General features: G+C 71.8%; 19 protein-coding genes and 1 pseudogene. 9 read left to right on the top strand and 11 right to left on the bottom strand.

Annotated elements, in window-relative coordinates:
- Window positions 1-261: 261 nt before the first annotated feature.
- Complete coding sequence (locus ACIP79_RS37505) at window positions 262-951, top strand: lysophospholipid acyltransferase family protein (protein ID WP_401231139.1); 690 nt, start codon at window positions 262-264, stop codon at window positions 949-951.
- Between the two features lie 102 nt (window positions 952-1,053).
- Here the strand turns inward: ACIP79_RS37505 and ACIP79_RS37500 are convergent, their stop codons facing one another.
- From ACIP79_RS37500 to argH, 11 genes are all read right to left on the bottom strand, one after another.
- A complete protein-coding gene (locus ACIP79_RS37500) occupies window positions 1,054-2,334 on the bottom strand; it encodes a sensor histidine kinase (protein ID WP_401231136.1) in 1,281 nt (426 codons plus the stop codon).
- Entirely contained in the window at window positions 2,331-2,999 is a 669-nt protein-coding gene (locus ACIP79_RS37495; RefSeq protein ID WP_383687001.1) for a response regulator transcription factor, read from the bottom strand. The genes ACIP79_RS37500 and ACIP79_RS37495 overlap by 4 nt, the downstream gene beginning before the upstream one ends.
- Window positions 3,000-3,126: 127 nt before the next feature.
- Complete coding sequence (locus ACIP79_RS37490; RefSeq protein WP_401231132.1) at window positions 3,127-4,122, bottom strand: S1C family serine protease; 996 nt, start codon at window positions 4,120-4,122, stop codon at window positions 3,127-3,129.
- A 238-nt stretch (window positions 4,123-4,360) separates the two neighbouring features.
- Window positions 4,361-5,311, bottom strand: coding sequence for a VWA domain-containing protein (locus ACIP79_RS37485; protein ID WP_401231129.1), 951 nt, complete (start codon window positions 5,309-5,311; stop codon window positions 4,361-4,363).
- Window positions 5,312-5,345: 34 nt separating this feature from the next.
- Window positions 5,346-6,260: a DUF58 domain-containing protein gene (locus ACIP79_RS37480; RefSeq protein WP_401231126.1), complete on the bottom strand. Its 915-nt coding sequence runs from the start codon at window positions 6,258-6,260 to the stop codon at window positions 5,346-5,348.
- Entirely contained in the window at window positions 6,257-7,267 is a 1,011-nt protein-coding gene (locus ACIP79_RS37475) for an AAA family ATPase (protein ID WP_401231123.1), read from the bottom strand. Before ACIP79_RS37475 ends, ACIP79_RS37480 begins: the two co-directional genes overlap by 4 nt.
- On the bottom strand, window positions 7,264-7,518 hold the full coding sequence (locus ACIP79_RS37470) for a hypothetical protein (RefSeq protein ID WP_401231120.1): 255 nt from the start codon (window positions 7,516-7,518) through the stop codon (window positions 7,264-7,266). Before ACIP79_RS37470 ends, ACIP79_RS37475 begins: the two co-directional genes overlap by 4 nt.
- 100 nt (window positions 7,519-7,618) lie before the next feature.
- Window positions 7,619-9,163: an MFS transporter gene (locus ACIP79_RS37465; RefSeq protein WP_401231119.1), complete on the bottom strand. Its 1,545-nt coding sequence runs from the start codon at window positions 9,161-9,163 to the stop codon at window positions 7,619-7,621.
- Complete coding sequence (locus ACIP79_RS37460; RefSeq protein ID WP_383689024.1) at window positions 9,160-9,708, bottom strand: TetR/AcrR family transcriptional regulator; 549 nt, start codon at window positions 9,706-9,708, stop codon at window positions 9,160-9,162. Before ACIP79_RS37460 ends, ACIP79_RS37465 begins: the two co-directional genes overlap by 4 nt.
- 87 nt (window positions 9,709-9,795) lie before the next feature.
- Window positions 9,796-10,767 (bottom strand): aldo/keto reductase, encoded by a 972-nt coding sequence (locus ACIP79_RS37455; RefSeq protein WP_401231117.1) that lies wholly within the window; start codon window positions 10,765-10,767, stop codon window positions 9,796-9,798.
- A 174-nt stretch (window positions 10,768-10,941) separates the two neighbouring features.
- Complete coding sequence (argH, locus tag ACIP79_RS37450; RefSeq protein ID WP_401231115.1) at window positions 10,942-12,369, bottom strand: argininosuccinate lyase; 1,428 nt, start codon at window positions 12,367-12,369, stop codon at window positions 10,942-10,944.
- 384 nt (window positions 12,370-12,753) lie between these two features.
- On the opposite strand from argH, the pseudogene ACIP79_RS37445 reads away from it, so the two are divergent.
- The 8 genes and pseudogenes from ACIP79_RS37445 to ACIP79_RS37410 all read left to right on the top strand — a co-directional run.
- Window positions 12,754-13,197: pseudogene (locus ACIP79_RS37445) on the top strand (hypothetical protein); the annotation flags it as partial.
- Window positions 13,198-13,326: 129 nt separating this feature from the next.
- Window positions 13,327-13,914 carry a pyridoxamine 5'-phosphate oxidase family protein gene (locus tag ACIP79_RS37440; protein ID WP_401231113.1) on the top strand — a complete coding sequence of 196 codons (588 nt, stop codon included), beginning with the start codon at window positions 13,327-13,329 and terminating at the stop codon, window positions 13,912-13,914.
- Between the two features lie 212 nt (window positions 13,915-14,126).
- Window positions 14,127-15,587, top strand: a complete 1,461-nt coding sequence (locus ACIP79_RS37435) for a peroxidase family protein (protein ID WP_401231111.1) — start codon at window positions 14,127-14,129, stop codon at window positions 15,585-15,587.
- A complete protein-coding gene (locus ACIP79_RS37430; protein WP_401231108.1) occupies window positions 15,556-15,708 on the top strand; it encodes a hypothetical protein in 153 nt (50 codons plus the stop codon). The genes ACIP79_RS37435 and ACIP79_RS37430 overlap by 32 nt, the downstream gene beginning before the upstream one ends.
- Before the next feature lie 158 nt (window positions 15,709-15,866).
- The gene (locus tag ACIP79_RS37425) at window positions 15,867-16,568 is read left to right on the top strand and encodes a L,D-transpeptidase (protein ID WP_401231105.1); all 702 of its coding nucleotides are present in this window, start codon (window positions 15,867-15,869) and stop codon (window positions 16,566-16,568) included.
- Window positions 16,569-16,769: 201 nt separating this feature from the next.
- A complete protein-coding gene (locus tag ACIP79_RS37420; protein ID WP_401231215.1) occupies window positions 16,770-18,107 on the top strand; it encodes a ferric reductase-like transmembrane domain-containing protein in 1,338 nt (445 codons plus the stop codon).
- Between the two features lie 19 nt (window positions 18,108-18,126).
- On the top strand, window positions 18,127-18,942 hold the full coding sequence (locus ACIP79_RS37415) for an FMN-binding protein (RefSeq protein WP_401231103.1): 816 nt from the start codon (window positions 18,127-18,129) through the stop codon (window positions 18,940-18,942).
- A 43-nt stretch (window positions 18,943-18,985) separates the two neighbouring features.
- Window positions 18,986-19,723 carry an FAD:protein FMN transferase gene (locus ACIP79_RS37410; protein ID WP_401231212.1) on the top strand — a complete coding sequence of 246 codons (738 nt, stop codon included), beginning with the start codon at window positions 18,986-18,988 and terminating at the stop codon, window positions 19,721-19,723.
- Window positions 19,724-19,733: the final 10 nt, after the last annotated feature.

Below are 19,733 nucleotides of genomic sequence, written 5' to 3'. Positions count from 1 at the left end.
GTCAAAGCGGGTCGATCGTAAGTTCCCTTGCGTGACGGGAGGGAGACCTGTGGCGGAACACGCGGGTGCCCCTGGATGTCGTACGGGACAAGCGTGCTGACGGCCCGTCGGCTGCTTCGAACCCGCCGCTTCGAACGCGCGGGGCCGGGTACCCGCAGGTAAACGCACGTCAACAGCGCGTATCCACTCGGTGAACCCGATGTGCAATACCCCGGGGGCCGCGAGTATCGTCCTCACCTGCACATACTCATATCGAATCCCTTGACACCGGAGGGCCCGTTGTCCCGCTTCGCGCTCATCAAGGCAGTGCTCGGACCGATCATGCGCCTGATGTTCCGCCCACGGGTGGAGGGTGCGGAGAACATTCCGGGCGACGGTCCGGTGATCCTGGCCGGCAACCATCTCACCTTCATCGACTCGATGATCATGCCGCTCTTCTGTGACCGGCAGGTCTTCTTCATCGGCAAGGACGAGTACGTCACCGGCAAGGGCGTCAAGGGCCGTCTGATGGCCTGGTTCTTCACCGGCTGCGGGATGATCCCGGTCGACCGCGACGGCGGGCGCGGCGGAGTCGCGGCGCTGATGACCGGCCGCCGGGTGCTGGAGGAGGGCAAGGTCTTCAGCATCTACCCGGAGGGCACCCGCTCCCCCGACGGCCGCCTCTACCGCGGCCGTACCGGCATCGCCCGCCTCGCGATGATGACCGGCGCGCCCATCGTCCCGTTCGCCATCATCGGTACCGACAAGATCCAGCCCGGCGGCTCCGGCATCCCGCGCCCCGGCCGCGTCACGGTCCGCTTCGGTGAGGCGATGGAGTTCTCGCGGTACGAGGGGATGGACCGCGACCGCTACGTCCTGCGGGCCGTGACCGACTCCGTGATGACCGAGGTCATGCGGCTGTCGGGGCAGGAGTACGTGGACATGTACGCCACGAAGGCGAAGGCGGCGTAGCTGCTCCGCCGGTTCGCCGGTTCGCCGGTTCGCCGGGGGCCGATTGCCGGGGGCGGGGGCCGTTCACTCACGGTCGGCCCCGCCGCTGACCGGCGCCCCCGCTCAGGAGGGCTGTTCGTCCGGCGGGCCGCTGCTGGCCTGTCCGGCGCCCGGTGCGGGGAGCCAGAGGACGAACGTCGAGCCCTCCCCCACGCGGGAGAACAGTCTGATCTGACCGGCGTGCGACTCCACGATCTGCCGCACGATCGCGAGCCCGAGTCCGGCGTGCCGGTCGCGGCCACCGCCGTTGCCCCCGGCCCGCCAGAAGCGGTCGAACACACGTGCCTGGTCGTCGTCGAGGATGCCCGGCCCCTCGTCCCGCACGGACGTCCACAGCCAGCTCTCCGTCCTCCCGGCCGAGACGGTGATACGGGTGTCGGCCGGGGCGAGACGTACGGCGTTGGAGAGCAGGTTGCCGACGGCTCTGCGCAGCGCGTCGTGATCGCCGATGACGGTCAGACCCGTGGTCAGCCGACGCCTCAGGAGAAGCCCGCGTTCGGCGGCGAGTGACGCGAACTCCTCGCAGGCCTCCCCCGCCACCGCGGCCAGGTCGACGTCCGCGTCGGCGAGCGCGGGCGCGTTGCGGCGGGCGGTGGCGAGGAGGTCCTCGACGAGCCGGGTCATCCGGGTGGTGGCCCGGTCGACGCTGCTGGCCGCCGCCCTGCGCTCCTGCTCGTCGGACTCCTCGGCGGTGAGTACGGCGTCCAGGTTGGCGCGGATGATCGCAAGCGGGCTGCGCAGTTCATGGGAGGCGTCGTCGATGAGCTGCCGCTGCGCGCGGAATGCCTCGTCGAGCCGGTCGAGCATGGAGTCCACGGTGTCGGCGAGGTCGCGCAGTTCGTCCTTCGGTCCTTCGAGGCGGATGCGCTGCGACAGGTCGGTGGCCTGGATCTCCGCCGCCGTACGGGAGATGGCCCGGACGGGACGCAGGGCGCGGCCGGAGAGGATCCAGCCGAGCGCGAGGCTCGTGACGGCAAGCCCGCCGAGGATCACCAGGGAGAAACGGCGGAGGTTGGCGAGCGTCTCGTAGTTGACGGCCGCCTCGACCTCCTGGACCTTCACCGCCTCGATCTCGCCGACGTACACGTTGTCCACGTACTTGGAGGCCGTGAACTGTCTGGTGACGGGATGCGCCTCGCCGCTGCGCTCCACCGCGAAGTAGGTCCCGCCGAGGACGAGCGCGGTGAGCACGAACAGCAGGCCCGAGTAGAGGACGGTGAGGCGGAAGCGGATGGTGTGGGTGAAGGCGGGGAGTTTCGGCCGGCGGACGGTCCGGGTGAAGGCGGGCAGCCTCGGCCGGCGGAGCGTGCGCCTCGCCGCCGACAGGCGGGGCGGGATCCTCACGGCGTCTCCTTGAGGCGGTAGCCCTGCCGGATCACCGTCTCGATCAGCGGGTCCTCGACGCCGGTTATCTTCCGGCGCAGTGAACCGACCGTCACCCGGACGGTGTTGGTGAACGGGTCGGTGTGCTCGTCCCAGACGTGTTCGAGCAGTTCCTCGGTGGGGACGACGCGTCCCGGACGGGTCATCAGATAGTGCAGGACGCCGAACTCCTTCGGCGTGAGCTGGAGCGGGCGTTCACCTCGGAACGCCTCGAAGCGGGCGGTGTCCAGCCGGAGTTGGCCGACCTCGACGACCGAGGTGCCGCCGTCCTCGCGGCGCAGCAACGCCCTTATGCGGGCCAGGAGTTCGGGCAGCGCGAAGGGTTTCACGAGGTAGTCGTCGGCGCCCTCGTCGAGGCCGCGCACCCGGTCGGCGAGGCGGTCGCGGGCGGTGAGCATCAGGATGCGGGGGCCGCCGGGGGTCGCCCGGACGGCGCGGCAGACCGAGAAGCCGTCCCCGTCGGGCAGGTTGAGGTCCAGGAGGACCAGGTCGTACTCGTTGACGGCCAGTTTCTCGGTGGCCGTGTCGACGTCCGGGGCCACGTCGACGGCGTAGCCAGCCCTGACCAGGCCGAGCCTGAGCGCGACGACCAGGTCCTCCTCGTCCTCGACCACGAGCAGTCTCATACGCCCGGCACCCGCCCTCCGTCGTCGGCCGCTGTCGGCCCCTACGTCTGCCACCGTGCCGACCCCTGCGTCGGCCCCTACGTCGGCCCCGGCGTCGACCCCTGCGTCGGCCCATGCCCGGCAGCGGTCAGCCGCCGTCGATGATCGCCCTCGCGGCGTCCATCGCGTCGGCCACGGGAATCGCGAAACCGATGCCGATGGAACCGCCCCTCTGCCGGTCCAACGTCGCGATGGCCGTGTTGATGCCGATGACTTTGCCGTCCGCGTCGACCAGGGGGCCGCCGGAGTTGCCCGGGTTGATCGACGCGTCGGTCTGGAGGGCGCGCCGCTGCTCGCCCTGGTCCCCCAGTGTCACCGTGCGGTCCAGCGCGCTGACGATGCCTGAGGTAACGGTGCCGCTGAGGCCCAGTGGGGAGCCGATCGCCAGGACGGTGTCGCCGACGCCCGGCGGGCCTCCGGTGGCCGGCTCGGCGGCGTCCAGGCCGCGGGCCGTCTCGGGTTCGAGGACGGCGACGTCGTTGGCGGGGTCGTCCCCGACCACGTCGGCGCGCAGCCTGCGGCCGTCCTGGAGCTCGACGAAGACCTGCGAACTGCCCGCCACCACATGGGCGTTCGTGAGGATACGACCCCGCTCGTCGAAGACGAACCCGGAGCCCTGGCTGTCCGCCGTCTCGACGGACACGACACTGGGCAGCACCCGCGCGGCGACCGCCTCCAGCCCGCCCGCACCCTGCGCGACGGTCCGCGCGGACGAGTCCTCGGAGCCCGTGAGAGCCCCGGCCGCGTACCCCGCCGTACCGCCCGCGAGCACCGCGGCGACGACCGCGACGAGAACGGGCCGGGCGCCGCGGGAGACGCGGGGTTCCGGGGAGGGGTTCGGAGACGGGAGGACGGCGTAGTGCGGCGGATCGTCGGTCCACGGCTGCGCCGCGGAGGCGGGTACGGGTACGGGTACGGCAAAGGGCGCCGGCGGCCGACCGGGCAGGAAGGACGGGCCACGGGGGGCGCCGAGTCCTGAGCGGGGTGCGGAGGGAGAGGCGGGGTCGGCGCCCGCATCCGCGCCCGCGTCCCCGTCCGCATCGGAGCGTGGGGTGCCATCAGGACCGGCGTCGTGACCCGGCACAACCGACGCCGACGCCGACGCCGACCCCTGCCCCGCCCCCGGCCCCGTGGGCCGCGCCGGACCGGAAGGCCGGGACGGACCAGGCGGGCGAGACGGCTCCGGCCGGTCGGCGAAATCCGCGTGGCTCGCGACCGCACGCCCTTCACCGTCCGGATATCGCTCGTCAGTCACGGTCGTTCCTCCTCGGTCAGGGAAGTGAAGCGAAGCGAAGGGAGCCGGGGACGGCCGGAGGTGCCCGTCACGGGAGGCGGGAGAACCAGAGCAGGGATGTCGCCGCGGCGGCGAGCGCGGTGATGAGGCCGGCCGCGACGAACCACTGCCAGACCTCGCGCTCCTCGGTGCGGTAGCCGACGGAGCTGCCGATGTCCTCGTACACCGCCTGGAGTTCCTCGCCCGTGGCGGCCTCGTGGAAGGCGCCCCCCGTGCTCGACGCGAGCGCCTCCAGGGCCGGTCCGTCGACGGGGACGGGCATCCGGTCGCCCGACGGCAGGTCGACGGTCCCCTCCTCGGTGCCGTACGCGATGGTCGAGACCGGGATCTCGTCGGCGGCGACCTCCTCCGCCGCCGCCGCCAGGGGACGGCCCTGGGTGTTGGAGCCGTCCGACAGGAGCACGATGTGGGCGGGCGGCGGCTCGGTCTCGGACTGTCTGTCGACGGTGCGCACGGCGTCACGGGCGGCCAGGACGGCGTCGCCGATCGCCGTGCCCTGTCGCGTGGTGAGCCCCTCGATCGCCGCGCTCAACAGCTCACGGTCCGTCGTCGGCGGGACGGCCACCGTCGCGGTGCCGCTGAACGGGACGAGACCCGCGTTGAACCGTTCGGGAAGCCGGTCGACGAAGGCGAGCGCGGCCCGCTGGGCGGCGAGGAAGCGGGTCGGCTCCACATCGGTGGCCTCCATGGACGCCGACACGTCGAACGCCACCACGATGGTGGCCCGTTCACGCGGTACCCGCACCTCGGTGGCGGGCCGGGCGAAGCCGACGACCAGCAGCGCGAGCGTCGCGCAGAACGCGCCCGCGGGTATGTGCCGCCGCCGGCCGGGCCGCCTGGGCGCCACCTTGTCGAGCAGATCGAGGTTGGTGAACCGCACGGCGTACCGTCCACGCCCGCGCTGCACCAGCAGATAGGCGCCGATCAGTCCGGCGAGCGGCACCAGGAGCAGCAGCCAGCCGGGCGAGCGCAGACTCATGACGTCTCCCGCCTTCCAGTCGTGGGGATACGGTTCACGCGGCGCCGCCTCCCGCACGGTGCCGCCGGCCCTCGACATGGCGTACGACGTCACGCACCCAGTCCCGGTCGGTCCGCAGCCGGAGGTGGGAGGCGCCCGCCCGGCGGATGGACGCCCTGATCAACGCCCGCTGCTCCAGGGCCGCTTCGGCGTACCGCTCGCGGAACCGCCGCGCGTGGGTGGGGATTTCACGCCTGCGGCCGGTCTCCGGGTCGACGACGGTGAGCAGTCCGACGTTCGGGAGTTCCAGTTCGCGCGGGTCCACCGTCTCGACGGCGAGCACCTGGTGGCGGTGGGCGACGGTCCGCAACGGCTGCTCCCAGCCCGCCTCCAGGAAGTCGGAGACCACGGCGACCAGGCCGCGGACGGGCAGCGCGCGCAACGAGTGCAGCGCGCCTGCGAGGGTGGTGCCCGCGGCCCCCGGCGCCACCCTGGGCCGGTCGAGTGCGGCGCGCAGGACGGTGAGCAGGTGGTGGCGGCCGGTGCGGGGCGGGATACGGACGATGCCCGACGGGCCGGTGATCTGTGCGCCGAGCCGGTTCCCGGCCCGCTCGGTGAGGAAGGCGACGGACGCGGCGGCGCCGACGGCCAGGTCACGCTTCTCCATCCGCGCGGTGCCGAAGTCCATGCTCGCGGAGGCGTCGAGCACGATCCACGTGGTGAGTTCACGGTCGGCGAGGGTGAGCCGGACGTGCGGGACGGTGGTGCGCGCGGTGGCGTTCCAGTCCATCCGGCGGACGTCGTCGCCGATGACGTACGGGCGGCTCTCGGAGGGCTCGGTGCCTGGCCCGGGGAAGAGTCCCAGGTGGTCGCCCTGGAGGATGCCGTCGGGGCGGCGGATGAAGAGCAACTCCAGGTGCTTCAGCGCCTGTTCGGGGGTCAGCTCGCGCAGGGTCGGGGTTCCGCTCATGCCGCCGCGCCCTCCGGGTCCCCTTGCGCGGACGTGGCCTGGCGCGGACTGACGCGCGGCTGCTCCACCCCCGCCAGTACCTCGTCGACGATCTCCGCCCCGGTGACGCCGTCGGCGAGCGCGTCGAAGGACAGCACGAGTCGGTGGGCGACGACGTCGTGGGCCAGGTCGTGCACGTCCTCGGGCAGGACGTAGGCCCGGCCGCGCAGCAGGGCGAGGGCGCGGGCCGCCGCCACCAGGCCGAGCGTGGCGCGGGGCCCGGCTCCGTGGGCCAACCGCCGTCCGGGTCCGGCGAGTTCACGGGTCGCGCAGACCAGACGTACGGCGTACTCGGCGACCGCGTGGTGCACGAACACCTCGTCCGCCGAGCGCTGGAGGGCGATGAGCCGTTCGGGGGTGAGGACGGGGCGCGGCCGGGGCGGGTCGACGCTCATCCGGTAGAGGATCGTGAGCTCCTCGGACTCGCTGGGCGTGGGGATGTCGACCTTGAGCAGGAAGCGGTCGCGCTGGGCTTCGGGGAGTTGGTAGACGCCCTCGGACTCGATGGGGTTCTGGGTGGCGAGGACGAGGAACGGCTGGGGGACGGGGATGGTGGTGCCGCCGATGGTCACCTGCTGCTCGCCCATCGCCTCCAGGAGGGCGGACTGCACCTTGGCGGGGGCGCGGTTGATCTCGTCGGCGAGCACGAAGTTGGCGACGACCGGGCCCGGTTCGATGCTGAACGTCTCCTGGGAGGGCCGGTAGACGCGGGTGCCGGTGATGTCGGAGGGAATGAGGTCGGGGGTGAACTGGAGCCGCGCGAACTGTCCGCCCGCGACCTGTGCGAGCGTCTTGACCGCGAGTGTCTTGGCGACACCCGGCACCCCTTGCAGCAGGCAGTGGCCGCGGGCCAGGACCGCGGTCAACATCCTTTCCACCATGCGGTCCTGACCGACGATCACCCGCTTCACCTCGAAGAGGGCCTCTTCGAGGAGCTTGTCCTCGGCGCCGCGTTCCGGGGCGGTCACAGCGCCCCGGCGTCGGACGGGGCGGGGCCGCCGGTCCCGGTCTTCTCCGGGCAGTCGTCGTGGTCGGCGGCCCCGCTGCCGGGGGCGCCTTCCCTGACGACGAAGCGGGTCTGTTCGGCGGAGGCCCCGCCGCCGTCGGCGGCGATCGCGACACCGCCGCCGGCCAGGCCGACGGCGGTCAGCACGACGGCGGCGGCCACGGTCCTGCGGGTACGGCGGGGTGTACGTGGAAGCGGTGACGGACGTGTCATGGTCGGTGGCTCCTTCGGCCGTGTGGGACGACGTCGGGTACGGAGCCAAGACCATCAGGTGAGGGCGAAAACGTGCTTAAAGCCTGGGCCGGCCTGCGGTTCAGGCCGGGGGGACGACCTCCACGGCGCTCTCCGCCAGCTTCTGCCCGCGCAGCAGGAACCAGGCCGCCACCGCCGTGCCGAGCAGCACCACCGCGCCGATGCCCGCGGCGAGCGTGAGCCCGTCGACGAACGCGGCGCGGGCCGAGTCCATCAGGGCCGCCGCCGTGTCCGCGGGCAGCCCGGCCGCCGACTCGACGGCCCCGCCGAGGGATTCACGGGCCTCGGCCGGGGTGCCCACGGGTCCGGCGAAGCCCGCGTACACGCTGGTCACGATCGAGCCGAGGAGGGCGATACCGAGGGCGGCGCCGAGTTCGTACGCCGTCTCGGAGACCGCGGAAGCGGCGCCCGCCTGCTCCTTGGGCACGCTGGAGAGGATCACGTCGGCCGTGACGGTGAAGGAGAGTCCGGCGCCGACGCCGACGACCAGCAGGGCGCCGCCGAGCAGCGGGTAGCCGGTGGACCCGGTCAGCAGGGTGAGCGCGGCGAGTGCCAGGCCGACCCCGGCGAGACCGCCGGAGACCACGGCACGCACCGAGAACCGCCGCGCGACCGTGCCGGCGACCAGACCGGCCGCCACCGCGCCGATCGCGGCGGGCAGTTCTGCGAGCCCCGCCTCCAACGGGCCCCTCCCCTGCACGAGTTGCAGGTACTGCGAGAGGAAGAAGACCAGCCCGGACAGTCCGAGAATGGTGAACAGGTCGGCGAGCACCGCTCCGGAGAAGCCGCGGTGGCGAAAGAGCCGCATGTCCAGCAGGGGTGAGGGCAGCGTGAGTTGGCGCCGCACGAACCAGTACAGGGCCCCCGCGCCGAGCAGCGCAGTGGCCGCCGGCTGCCAGGTGATCCCGTGCATGGCGGCCTCCTTCACCGCGTACACGACGGCGATCATGCCGACGAAGGAGAGGCCCACGCTGGTCAGGTCCCACGGGCCCGGGTTCGGGGTGCGCGACTCCGGCAGCAGCCTGATGCCGACGAGGACGAGGACGACCATCACGGGCAGGTTGATCAGGAAGACCGAGCCCCACCAGAAGTGTTCGAGCAGGAAGCCGCCGACCACCGGGCCGACCGCCGTACCGGCCGAGGCGGTCGCGCCCCAGATGCCGATGGCGAGGCTGCGCTCGCGCGGGTCGTGGAAGAGGTTGCGGATCAGGGCGAGTGTGGCGGGCATCAGGGTCGCGCCCGCGACACCGAGCAACGCCCGCGCCAGGATCATCAGTTCGGGCGTCGACGCGTAGGCGTTGAGCACGGATATCGCGCCGAACGCCGTGGCGCCGATCAGGAGCAGCTTCTTGCGGCCGATGCGGTCACCGAGGCTGCCCATGGAGACGAGCAGGCCCGCGATCACGAAGGAGTAGACGTCGCCGATCCACAGCAGCTGCGTACCGGACGGCTTCAGGTCCTCGCTGATGTACGGGGTGGCCAGGCCGAGGACGGTCGCGTCGACGGCCACCAGCAGCACGGCGAGGACGAGGACGCAGAGCGCCAGCCAGCGTCCCGGGCGCCTCTCCACCTCCGCCACTGATGCCGGCCGCAGGGTGCTGGTCATGGTTCCTCTCTCCGTAGCGCGCCGCCGAGCAGCAGCTCGACGATCATGTGCGTGAAGTCGTTGCCGGCGACCCGGCCGTCCTGGGTCGCCCAGGCGCAGGAGGCGATCAGCCCGTAGAGCGCCTCGGTGAGCCAGACCGGGCTGAGGTCGATGCGGAACTCGCCGCTCTGCTGGCCGCGCACGAACAGCGCGCCGATCCGGGTGTCGAGCCGCAGCCAGCCGTCGTCCTGGTCGCCCTCCCAGAGCTGGTTCTCTCCGTAGAGGAAGGCGAGGAGCCCGGCGGCGGGCCGGATCTCGGTGACCAGCCTGCGTACGGCGTCACGCGCGGACCCCTCGTCCAGGCGGGCCGCGTCCAGGGCGGCCTCGCACTCCGCGATGCCGAGCGTCTCCAGGGCCCGCACGAGCGCATCACGTCCGGCGAACTGGCGGTGCAGCGTGGCCCGGCTGATCCCGGCCGCCTTGGCGACCTCGTCCATCGTGGCGGTGGATCTCCGGGTGAGCAGGGCGGCTGCGCTGCGCAGCACGTGTTCGCGGTCGACAGCCATGAGACAACCATAAACCACATGAGACAACAATGTCTCATCAGACCCATGCAGGTCTCACCCGGCAGGGTCCAGGGTCGAGCGGGGAGATCAGTGCCAGGGCAGCCGCGCGCGCCGCTCCCAGTAGGCGGCCGGATCCTCCGCCAGCGCGTCGAGCCTGGCCACCTGGTCCTCGTCGAGGTCGACGGCCGCCGCGTGCAGGTTCGAGGCGAGTTGGTCGACGGTGGCCGCGCCGGAGAGGACGACGGTGGTCCAGGGCTGCCGCAGGACGAGCGCGAGGGCGACGGCGTCGGCGCCGAGCCCGGTCTCCGCCGCGATGTCCCGCACCGCGCCCGGCGCGTGCCCGGCGGCGAGACGTCCGTTGGCCATGCCCTCCTTGACGATCACGGCGAGCCCGGCGTCGTGGGCCTCGGCGAGCGCCGGTCCTGCGGAGGTCTCCAGCGCGTTGTACGTGGCCTGGACGGTACGGAAGAGCGGTTCGCCGCCGACCGTCACGGCCAGCGCGGCGCGGATCGCGTCGGACTGGGCGGGCCCGCTGGTGGAGAGGCCGACCGAGAGCCCCTGGGCGGCGGCGTCGGCCAGCCTGGCGTGCAGTTCCTTGTCGGTGAGCGCCGGGCTGTCCGGGGTCACCGAGTGGATCTGGTACAGGTCGAGCCGGTCCCCGAGCAGCTCGGCGCTCTCGGCGCGCTGCCTCTCGTACGTGCCGACGCCGTGGTCCTTGACCTCGTGCGCCTCGGCGTCGACGGCCCAGCCGGCCGTGTAGGTGTAGCCCCACTTGCTGCCGATCACGACGTCGTCGACGTCGGGTCTGCCGTGCAGCCAGTCCGCGAGGAACTCCTCGCTACGGCCGTAGGAACGGGCCACGTCGAAGTAGCGCACGCCCTGGGCGTAGGCGGCGTCGAGGAGTTCGTGGGCGCGGGCGCGGAGCGTCTCGACGCCGCGGTCGTCTCCGAAGTCGTGGTCGCGGCCGAGGTTGATGTAACCGGGGCGGCCTACCGCCGCGAGGCCCAGTCCGATGCGGCGGGTGGCGGTGGTCGCTGTGGCCAGTCGGGCGAAGGGCATCGCGGGCTCCGTCGGTCGGCTGTGGTGCGGCTGCGACCAACGTAACCCGGGATGACCTTCGCCTCAGAGCTCGGGTGGTGCGGTGGGTACGGCGGGTGCGGGTGCGTCGTGGTTGCCCGCGCGGCTCCCCGTGCCCCTGAGAGCCCGCGCGGCTCCCCGTGCCCCTACGAGCGCTCAGCTCTTCGCCGTTGCCCAGGTGTGCTGTGCCTCCACATCGGCCTTCACCTCTGCCAGTTGGATCGCCACCGCGCTCGGGGCCGTACCGCCTCGGCCGTCGCGGGACGCCAGGGAGCCGGGGACGTTGAGGACCGAGCGGACATCGGGGGTCAGGTGGGTGGAGATCTTCGCGAACTGTTCGTCCGTGAGGTCGGCCAGCTCCTTGTCCTCGGACTCGGCGACCTTGACGCACTCGCCCGCGACCTCGTGCGCGACGCGGAACGGCACGCCCTGCCTGACCAGCCACTCGGCGATGTCGGTGGCGAGCGAGAAGCCGGCCGGGGCCAGTTCCTCCATGCGCTCACGGTTGACGGTCAGGGTCGCCATCATGCCGGTGAAGGCCGGGAGCAGGACCTCCAGCTGGTCGCAGGAGTCGAAGACCGGCTCCTTGTCCTCCTGGAGGTCGCGGTTGTACGCGAGCGGGAGGGCCTTGAGCGTCGCCATCAGGCCGGTCAGATTGCCGATGAGACGGCCGCTCTTGCCGCGCGCCAGCTCGGCGATGTCCGGGTTCTTCTTCTGCGGCATGATCGAGGAGCCCGTGGAGAACGCGTCGTGGAGAGTGACGAAGGAGAACTCCTTCGTGTTCCAGATGATGATCTCCTCGGCGATCCGGGAGAGGTTCACCCCGATCATCGCGGTGATGAAGGCGAACTCGGCGACGAAGTCGCGGGAGGCCGTGCCGTCGATGGAGTTGCCCACGCTGCCGCGCTCGAAGCCCAGGTCCGCGGCGACCGCCTCCGGGTCGAGGCCGAGCGAGGAACCGGCCAGGGCGCCCGAGCCGTACGGGGAGACCGCGGTGCGGTCGTCCCACTGGCGCAGCCGCTCGGCGTCCCGGGAGAGGGCCTGGGCGTGCGCGAGGACGTGGTGCGCGAACAGTACGGGCTGGGCGTGCTGGAGGTGCGTACGGCCGGGCATCGCGACGTCCGGGTGGGCCTCGGCCAGGCCGACCAGGGCGTCCTGGAGGTCGGCGACCAGGCCGCCGATCACCCGGGCGTGGTCGCGCAGGTACATCCGGAAGAGGGTCGCGACCTGGTCGTTGCGCGAGCGGCCCGCGCGGAGCTTGCCGCCGAGGTCGGCGCCCAGGCGCTCCAACAGGCCGCGCTCCAGGGCGGTGTGGACGTCCTCGTCGGCGACGGTGCCCACGAAGGAGCCAGCCGTGACATCGGTTTCGAGCTGGTCAAGGCCCGCGATCATGCGCGTGAGCTCGTCCTCGGTGAGCAGGCCCGCCTTGTGCAGCACCCGGGCGTGGGCACGCGATCCGGCGATGTCGTACGGAGCGAGGCGCCAGTCGAAGTGGACCGACGCGGACAGCTTGGCCAGGGCCTCGGCGGGGCCGTCGGCGAAACGTCCGCCCCAGAGCCGTACGTCACCGCTGTTGCTGCTCACTTGCGCTGCTCCTCAAAGCCGTTGATGTGCCACCGCTCTCGCCACAGGGGTGGAAAGGCGGTCGTCAGGTTAGTACGGATGCGGGCCGGGTCAGGTCCCGTCCGCCGCGCTCGGTCACCGGTTCCTCTTCGCGTCACATTCCCTGTGCCGCATGCGTGCCGCGTGCGTACGTGATGCATGATTATGCAGCTCTCTGCATGATTCGTCAACGAGGGCTCCGGCGACCCGTCGACGGCGGAACTTCTTCCCGTGCCCTTTGAACACGGGAAACCGCTTTCCCGTACTCCTCCCCGGACGCAGGCGCCGCGTTCGTACGCCGAGAGACACTCCGCCCGGACGACCGCCGGGCGGCTCCCCACCCCCTGACCCGAGTGAGGCATTCCCATGTCCAGGGCCCTTCCGAAGTACCACAAGCGCCGCGTCGCCCTGATCGGCGGCGCCTCCGCGGTGGTGTTGTCCGGCGCGATCATCGCCGGGTCGGCACTGGCCGGGGAGACCTCGAACAGCGGCGGCCAGGACGCCACGACGAAGGCCGCGTCTCCCGGGACGGTGAACTGCCCGGCCGTCGCGCCGAGCCTGCCCGCGATCCCCGCCTCCGCACAGGCCGAAGTGACCCGGAACCTGGCCCTGCTGGACACCCAGATCTCCGAGGCCAACACCCGACTGGTGAACACCGTCGGCCAGGGCGGCCCCAACTTCGTCCAGAACGCCATCCTCGGCCCGCTGGCCGACAAGCGGACGTCCACCATCGACCGCATCGCCATCGCCATCGGCCGTACGTCGGCCAAGCCGGAGGGTCTCCGATCCCTGGCCACCTGCGTCCTCAACCAGTGAGCGCCACCGGGTGATTCGGGCCCGGACGACGGACTCCGTGGCCGCCCCGCAACGCCGGCCGGGGCGGCCACGGACACGTTATTCCTTAGACAAAGTAAGGAGTTTGATCGATAATCCTGGACCATGGGAAAGACCTATGAGCGCATAGACGGCCGGCTGCGCACGTTCATCGAGGCACAGCCCCTCTTCTTCACCGCGACCGCCCCGCTGTCCGCCGACGGCACGGTCAACCTCTCACCCAAGGGACTCACCGGCACCTTCGCGGTGCTCGACGAACTGACCGTGGCCTACCTGGACTTCGCGGGAAGCAACGCCGAGACGATCGCGCATCTGCGGGAGAACGGCCGGATCACCCTGATGTGGTGCGCCTTCCAGGGACCGCCGAACATCGTCCGCGTGCACGGCCGCGGCGAACCCGTCTTCCGGGACGACCCGCGCTTCGGTGAACTGCTCGCCCGCTTCCCGGACACCGACCCGGCCTCGCACGGCCTGCGCGCGATCGTCGTCGTGACGGCCGAGCACATCCGCGACACCTGCGGCTACGCGGTGCCCTACATGTCGTACGACGAGGACCGCGACCTGCACGCCAGGCGCTTCGCGCGCGAGGACGACGCCTCGCTCAACGCCTACTTCGAGAAGAAGGACCACATCGCGACGAGCATGGACGGACTGCCCGGCCTGCCCCTGCCGCTGCCTCCCACCCCGGCCTGAGCCCGCGCACCCGGAGAACCGCGCGCCACCGACCCGCACGCGAACCTCAGAGCAAGCGTCATGTCCGCAACTCCTACTACGTCGTCGGCGAGGGCGTCTTCAACGATCCGGGGGCGGGTGCCGACGAACCGGTCGAGCCCTCGAAGCCGTCGACCATCGCCGCACTGCGCAAGTTCCGCTTCTCCCGTCTGAGCCCCGAGCCGAGCACCGCGGTGACCGGCAGGCCACTGCGCGAGTCGCTCGCCGCGGCGATGACACCCGCCGGACGGACCCCGGACTCCGACCACCCCGCGATTCCGGCGGGATTCACCTACCTGGGACAGTTCGTCGACCACGATCTGACCCTTGACGCCACCGCACGGGACCTGGAGCAGGACGTCACCGTCGACGACCTCGTCCAGGGCCGCTCTCCCGCCCTGGACCTCGACAGCCTCTACGGGCGCGGCCCGCGGAAGCCGCAGGACAGGAAGTCCTACGGGCCCGACGGAGTCCGGCTGCGCACCGGCAGGACTCAGGCGTCGGGCGGCCCCGGGGACGGCGTCAACGACGTACCGCAGCAGGAACTCGACGGATTCGACCTGCCCAGGGCCGGCATCGGTTCGTCGATCGGGGAACGCCGGGCCGCGCTGATCCCCGACGCCCGCAACGACGAGAACCTCGCCGTCGCCCAGATCCACTGCGCCTTCATCCGCTTCCACAACAGGGTGGTCGGCGACCTGGCGGCCAAGGGGACGGACAGCACGGCGCTCTTCGACACCGCGCGCGAACTGGTCGTCAAGCACTACCAGTGGATGCTGCGCACGGACTATCTGATCCAGATCGTCGACGACCGGATCGTGGACGACGTCTTCCGGCACGGCCGCAGGTACTTCGACGTGTCACCCCGGATCAAGTACGAGGACGACGACGCGAAGGACGAGTACCGCACGCTCCAGCCCGGCGACACCCCCACCATGCCCGTCGAGTTCTCGGTGGCGGCCTTCCGGCTGGGCCACAGCATGGTCCGCGAGGAGTACGAGTGGAACCGCGTGTTCAACAGCGGCCAGGCCACCGGCACGCTCGCGCGCGCGACCCTGCGGCTGATCTTCGTCTTCTCCGCGACCAGCGGCAACTTCCTGCCCTTCCCGCCGGACGACGACAACCCGGACGCGGGCAGTTCGGAGCGGCTGCCGACGAACTGGATCGCGGATCTGCCCCGGCTCTTCGACTTCAGCGAGACCGGCCGCGAGGAACTCATGAGGCCCGCGGACCAGTTCAACCTGGCGAAGCGCGTCGACACCGTACTGGTGGACGTGCTCAAGCAGCTCCCGCTCGGGTCCGCCGGAGCCCGGGACACCACGGTCCCGGACATCGCGCGGAATCTCGCCTTCCGGAATCTCACCCGGGCCAACATGCTCAAGCTCGCGACCGGCCAGGAGATGGCTGAGTTCTTCAAGCTGGAGGACGAGGACCGTCACACCGGACGAGATCGAGCAGGGCAGCGGCGGTGCCTCGCTGACGGGACTGAGCGCCGAGGACCAGGAGTTCGTCAGGACGAGGACGCCGCTGTGGTTCTACATCCTCAGGGAGGCCGAGGTCAGGGGCGGCGGCCGGCTGACCGGCGTCGGCGGCCGCATCGTCGCCGAGGTCTTCCACCGGGCCATGGAGGGCAGCCGGCGCTCCATCGTCCGTGATCCCGAGTGGCGCCCCAGCCTCGGCGTCAACCCGAGCACCTTCCGGATGAGCGACCTGCTGCTCTACGCGTTCGAGGACAATCCCGACCTGCTCAACCCGCTCGGCCCGACGCCGAGTTGAGCGACGCGGACTCCGTGGGCACCGTGGTTTCCGGGCACCGGCGAACCGCCCGGGAACCACGGAACACCGGCCGCGACAGCGCCGGACACCCTGACGGACGACGCCTGGACGGCCCACCCGGGCTGCCCCGGCCGCCACCTGCGCGTAGCGTCCGGTCCATGCGTCGTCCCGGTGCCGCCGTGCTCCTCGTGTCCGTCTCCCTCCTCGCCCTGGGCCTGGCGCCGGGCGGCCCGCCCCCGCTGCCCGAACGGATGGCGGACACCGGCGGCGGCACCCAGCTCATCACCGCGCGGGCTGCGCGCACGTCCTCGACGACGGGCACCCTCACCTGGTGGGACCGGCGTGACGGGCGCTGGGTGGAGGCCGGGTCCTCCGCCGCGCGGTTCGGCGCCGGCGGACTGACGGAGGGCCGCTCCCGCAGACAGGGCACGAACACCACACCCACCGGGCTGTACGGCCTTCCGTACGCGTTCGGGATCAAGGCGGCGCCCGCCGGGACCAGCACCCCCTACCGGCGGGTCCGCCAGAACTCCTGGTGGTGCCAGGACAACGACTCCCGCGCCTACAACCGGTGGACCGAGCCGCGCGCCGCCGACTGCCGTGCCGCCGAGTCCGAGCACCTGATCTCGTACCGCACGCAGTACGCGTACGGCCTCGTCATCGGGTTCAACTACCAGCGACCGGTGCGCGGACGCGGCGCGGGCATCTTCCTGCACGTCAACGGGCGGGCGGCGACCGCCGGTTGTGTGTCCGTGCCCGAGGAGGCGATGCGGCGGATCCTGACGTGGGCCGATCCGGCCCGCGCTCCGCACATCGCGATCGGCACGGCGGGCGGGGCGACCTCGCTCACCCGGTACTGAGCCGCGCCGCCGACACGGAGGGCGGTCGGTTACCGCCGGTCCCACCAGTTCGCACAGGTCTCGGCGGGCGGTTGAACACACGGCACTCGCGCCACGTACCTCTGGGCCAAGGGGGACCCTCCCCTTGCCCCCGTCCCCACGGACGACCCCGGAGGAACCGTGTCCACGATCGCCGGTGGCCGCGCCGCGCGGCGCCAGACCATGCGCCGTATCCGCCCGCGCCGCAACCCCGCCGTCCCGCTGCTGCTCGCCGTCTGGGCGGGCGCGGCCGGCGTCATCTGGCTGTGGTGGAGCAACACCCCGTCCATCGCGGACCACACCAGCAGGATGGTCAACGCGGGCCGGATCACCGGGCTGTTGGCCGGCTATCTGATGGCGCTCGTGGTGCTCCAGATGGCCCGGGTGCCCGCGCTGGAACGCCGGGTCGGCTCCGACCGGGTCTCCCGCTGGCACGCGATGAGCGGCCGCTACACACTCTGTCTGGTCATCGCGCACATCGTGCTGACGATGTACGGCTACGCGCTCCAGTCCGGCCGGGGATTCACCGCCATCGTGCAGCAGTTCATCGACTCGGTGACCCAACTCCCGGACATGGGCAAGGCCGCGATCGGCGCCGGACTGCTCCTCCTCATCGGCCTGCTCTCCATCGGCCCGGTGCGCCGCAGGATGCCGTACGACACCTGGTACCACATCCACCTGCTCACCTATGCCGCCGTGTACCTGTCGTTCTGGCACCAGCTCACCACCGGCAACGACTTCGCGGTCCAGCCGGCCGCGACGACCGCCTGGTACGCGCTGTACGGCACGGTCACCGCGCTGGTCCTCTGGTACCGCGTGTTCGTGCCGGTCCGGCTCAACATGCGGCACCGGATGCGGGTCGAGGCGGTCATCGAGGAGGCGCCGGGGATCGTCTCGGTGCTGATCAGCGGGCGGAAGCTGCACCGGATGGGCGCCGAGGCAGGGCAGTTCTTCCGCTGGCGCTTCCTCGCGCCCGGCATGCGGCTCAGCTCCCACCCGTACTCGCTGTCGGCCTCACCCCGCCCCAACATGCTGCGCATCACCGTGAAGGCGATCGGCGACCACAGCGCCGCGCTGCGCGAGCTGAAGCCCGGCACCCGAGTCTGGGCCGAGGGCCCCTACGGCGCGTTGACCGCCGCCAAGCGCAGCCGCGGAAAGGTCCTGCTGGTGGCCGGCGGCGTCGGCATCACCCCGATGCGCGCGCTGTTCGAGACCCTGCCCGGCGCCTCCGGCGATCTGACCCTGCTCTACCGGGCCAACAGCACCCAGGACCTGGCGCTGTGGGACGAGTTGGCGGTCATTTCCAAGGAGCGCGGGGCCCGGCTGATGTACGCGGTGAACAGCCCCGACGGCGAGCGCCCGGACATCTCCGCGGACAGCCTGCGCCGCAAGCTGCCGGACATCGAGAGCCACGACGTCTTCATGTGCGGGCCGCCCGGCTTCGCGCAGCAGGTGTACGAAGCACTGCGCGGCGCGGGGGTCCCCGCCCGCCGCATCCATCACGAGTCGTTCGAGATGTGAGCGACGGGAGTCAGGAGCGATGAAGAAGAGCCACCCCCTCAGGCGTGTCATGCTCGCAACCGCCGCCACCGTGTCCGGGATCGTCCTGCTGCTCTCGCTGAAGCCGGGGTCCGATCCGGCCTCCGCGTCGGCGCAGGGCGGCGCGGTCCAGCCGCCGGCGGCCGGGCAGGAGTCGCCGCAGGGCGGCAGCTCCGACCAGTCGTCCCAGACTCGTACGGTCACCGGAAGCGTGGCCGACACCCAGTACGGACCGGTCCAGGTCCGCCTCACCCTCAGCGGCGACAAGATCACCAAGGCCGAGGCCGTCCAGGCGCCCAGCGGCGGCCAGAGCACGACGGTCACCGAGGACGCCGTACCGAAGCTCAACCAGGCCGCCCTCACCGCGGGCACCGCCGACATCGACGCCGTCTCCGGGGCGACCTACACCAGCGCCGGATACAAGAAGTCCCTCCAGTCCGCCCTCGACCAGGCCGCCGCCGCGCCCGCGGAGAAACCGGCGGAGAAGCCCGCGGAGAAGCCGTCCGCCACGGCGTCCAAGGCTCCCGCGGCCCCCGCCCCCGACGGCCAGACCGTCGACGGCGACGTGGTCAAGACCCAGTACGGGCCCGTCCAGGTCCGCCTCACCCTGAACGGCACCTCGATCATCAAGGCCGAGGCCATCCAGGCGCCCAGTGGCGGCCGGAGCACGGAGGTGACCGGCAATGCCGTACCCCAACTCAACCAGGCGGCAGCAGCCACCCAGAGCGCCGACATCGACGCCGTCTCCGGAGCGACCTACACCAGCGCCGGATACAAGAAGTCCCTCCAGTCCGCCCTGGACAAGGCCGGTGCCTGACCCGGCGGAGGCCCCGCCCGCACTGCGCCACGTCGAGGAGGTGATGGGCACCGTCTTCTCGTTCGACGTGCGCGGCGGTGAACCCGCCGCCGTCCAGGCCGCGTTGGCGGAAGCGGTCATCCAACTCCACCGGGTGGACGAGGTGTTCAGCACCTACCGGGAGAACAGCCAGATCTCGCGGCTCGCGGACGGCGAGCTGACGGTCGACGAGTGCGATCCGGAGGTCGCCGAGGTGCTCGGACTCTGCGCCGAGGCCGAGCGGCTGAGCGACGGGTGGTTCAGCACCAGGTACGAAGGCCGGTTGGACCCGACCGGCCTGGTGAAGGGCTGGTCCACCGAGCGCGTCGCGCGGCTCCTCACCGCGGCCGGGGCGAGCGGCGTCAACGTGAACGGCGGCGGCGACGTCCAGCTCTGCGGCGTCCCCGGGCCGCACCGGCCGTGGCGGGTCGGCGTGGCGGATCCGCTCCGCCCGGGTTCCCTGGCGGCCGTGGTCTCCGCCGCGGGCGCCGACGAACTGGCCGTGGCCACCTCCGGCACCGCCGAGCGCGGCGCGCACATCGTCGACCCGCGCACCGGCAGGTCCGCGGTCACCGACCTGGTCGCCGTGACGGTGGTGGGCCCCAGCCTGACCTGGGCGGACGCCTGGGCCACCGCCGCGTTCGCGATGGGCTCACGGCAGGCGCTCGACTGGCTGGAGTCGCTCCCGGACGTGGACGCCCTGCTCATCACGGCGGGCAACGAGGTCAGGTGCACGGGCGGACTTGCGCAACGGCTCGGGTGAACCCCTCACC

This window comes from Streptomyces sp. NPDC088747, assembly GCF_044751025.1.
Taxonomy (GTDB): domain Bacteria; phylum Actinomycetota; class Actinomycetes; order Streptomycetales; family Streptomycetaceae; genus Streptomyces.
Note: the sequence above shows the minus strand (reverse complement) of the source record. Positions and strands in the feature narration are given on the sequence as shown.

Bases quoted from the DNA above. Each gene is read 5' to 3' on its own strand.
- ACIP79_RS37495 (WP_383687001.1), bottom strand. From the start codon at position 2,999: ATGAGACTGCTCGTGGTCGAGGACGAGGAGGACCTGGTCGTCGCGCTC.
- ACIP79_RS37485 (WP_401231129.1), bottom strand. From the start codon at position 5,311: ATGAGTCTGCGCTCGCCCGGCTGGCTGCTGCTCCTGGTGCCGCTCGCC.
- ACIP79_RS37480 (WP_401231126.1), bottom strand. From the start codon at position 6,260: ATGAGCGGAACCCCGACCCTGCGCGAGCTGACCCCCGAACAGGCGCTG.
- ACIP79_RS37470 (WP_401231120.1), bottom strand. From the start codon at position 7,518: ATGACACGTCCGTCACCGCTTCCACGTACACCCCGCCGTACCCGCAGG.
- ACIP79_RS37465 (WP_401231119.1), bottom strand. From the start codon at position 9,163: ATGACCAGCACCCTGCGGCCGGCATCAGTGGCGGAGGTGGAGAGGCGC.
- ACIP79_RS37460 (WP_383689024.1), bottom strand. From the start codon at position 9,708: ATGGCTGTCGACCGCGAACACGTGCTGCGCAGCGCAGCCGCCCTGCTC.
- ACIP79_RS37455 (WP_401231117.1), bottom strand. From the start codon at position 10,767: ATGCCCTTCGCCCGACTGGCCACAGCGACCACCGCCACCCGCCGCATC.
- ACIP79_RS37440 (WP_401231113.1), top strand. From the start codon at position 13,327: ATGGGAAAGACCTATGAGCGCATAGACGGCCGGCTGCGCACGTTCATC.
- ACIP79_RS37430 (WP_401231108.1), top strand. From the start codon at position 15,556: ATGGAGGGCAGCCGGCGCTCCATCGTCCGTGATCCCGAGTGGCGCCCC.
- ACIP79_RS37425 (WP_401231105.1), top strand. From the start codon at position 15,867: ATGCGTCGTCCCGGTGCCGCCGTGCTCCTCGTGTCCGTCTCCCTCCTC.
- ACIP79_RS37420 (WP_401231215.1), top strand. From the start codon at position 16,770: ATGCGCCGTATCCGCCCGCGCCGCAACCCCGCCGTCCCGCTGCTGCTC.
- ACIP79_RS37415 (WP_401231103.1), top strand. From the start codon at position 18,127: ATGAAGAAGAGCCACCCCCTCAGGCGTGTCATGCTCGCAACCGCCGCC.
- ACIP79_RS37410 (WP_401231212.1), top strand. From the start codon at position 18,986: ATGGGCACCGTCTTCTCGTTCGACGTGCGCGGCGGTGAACCCGCCGCC.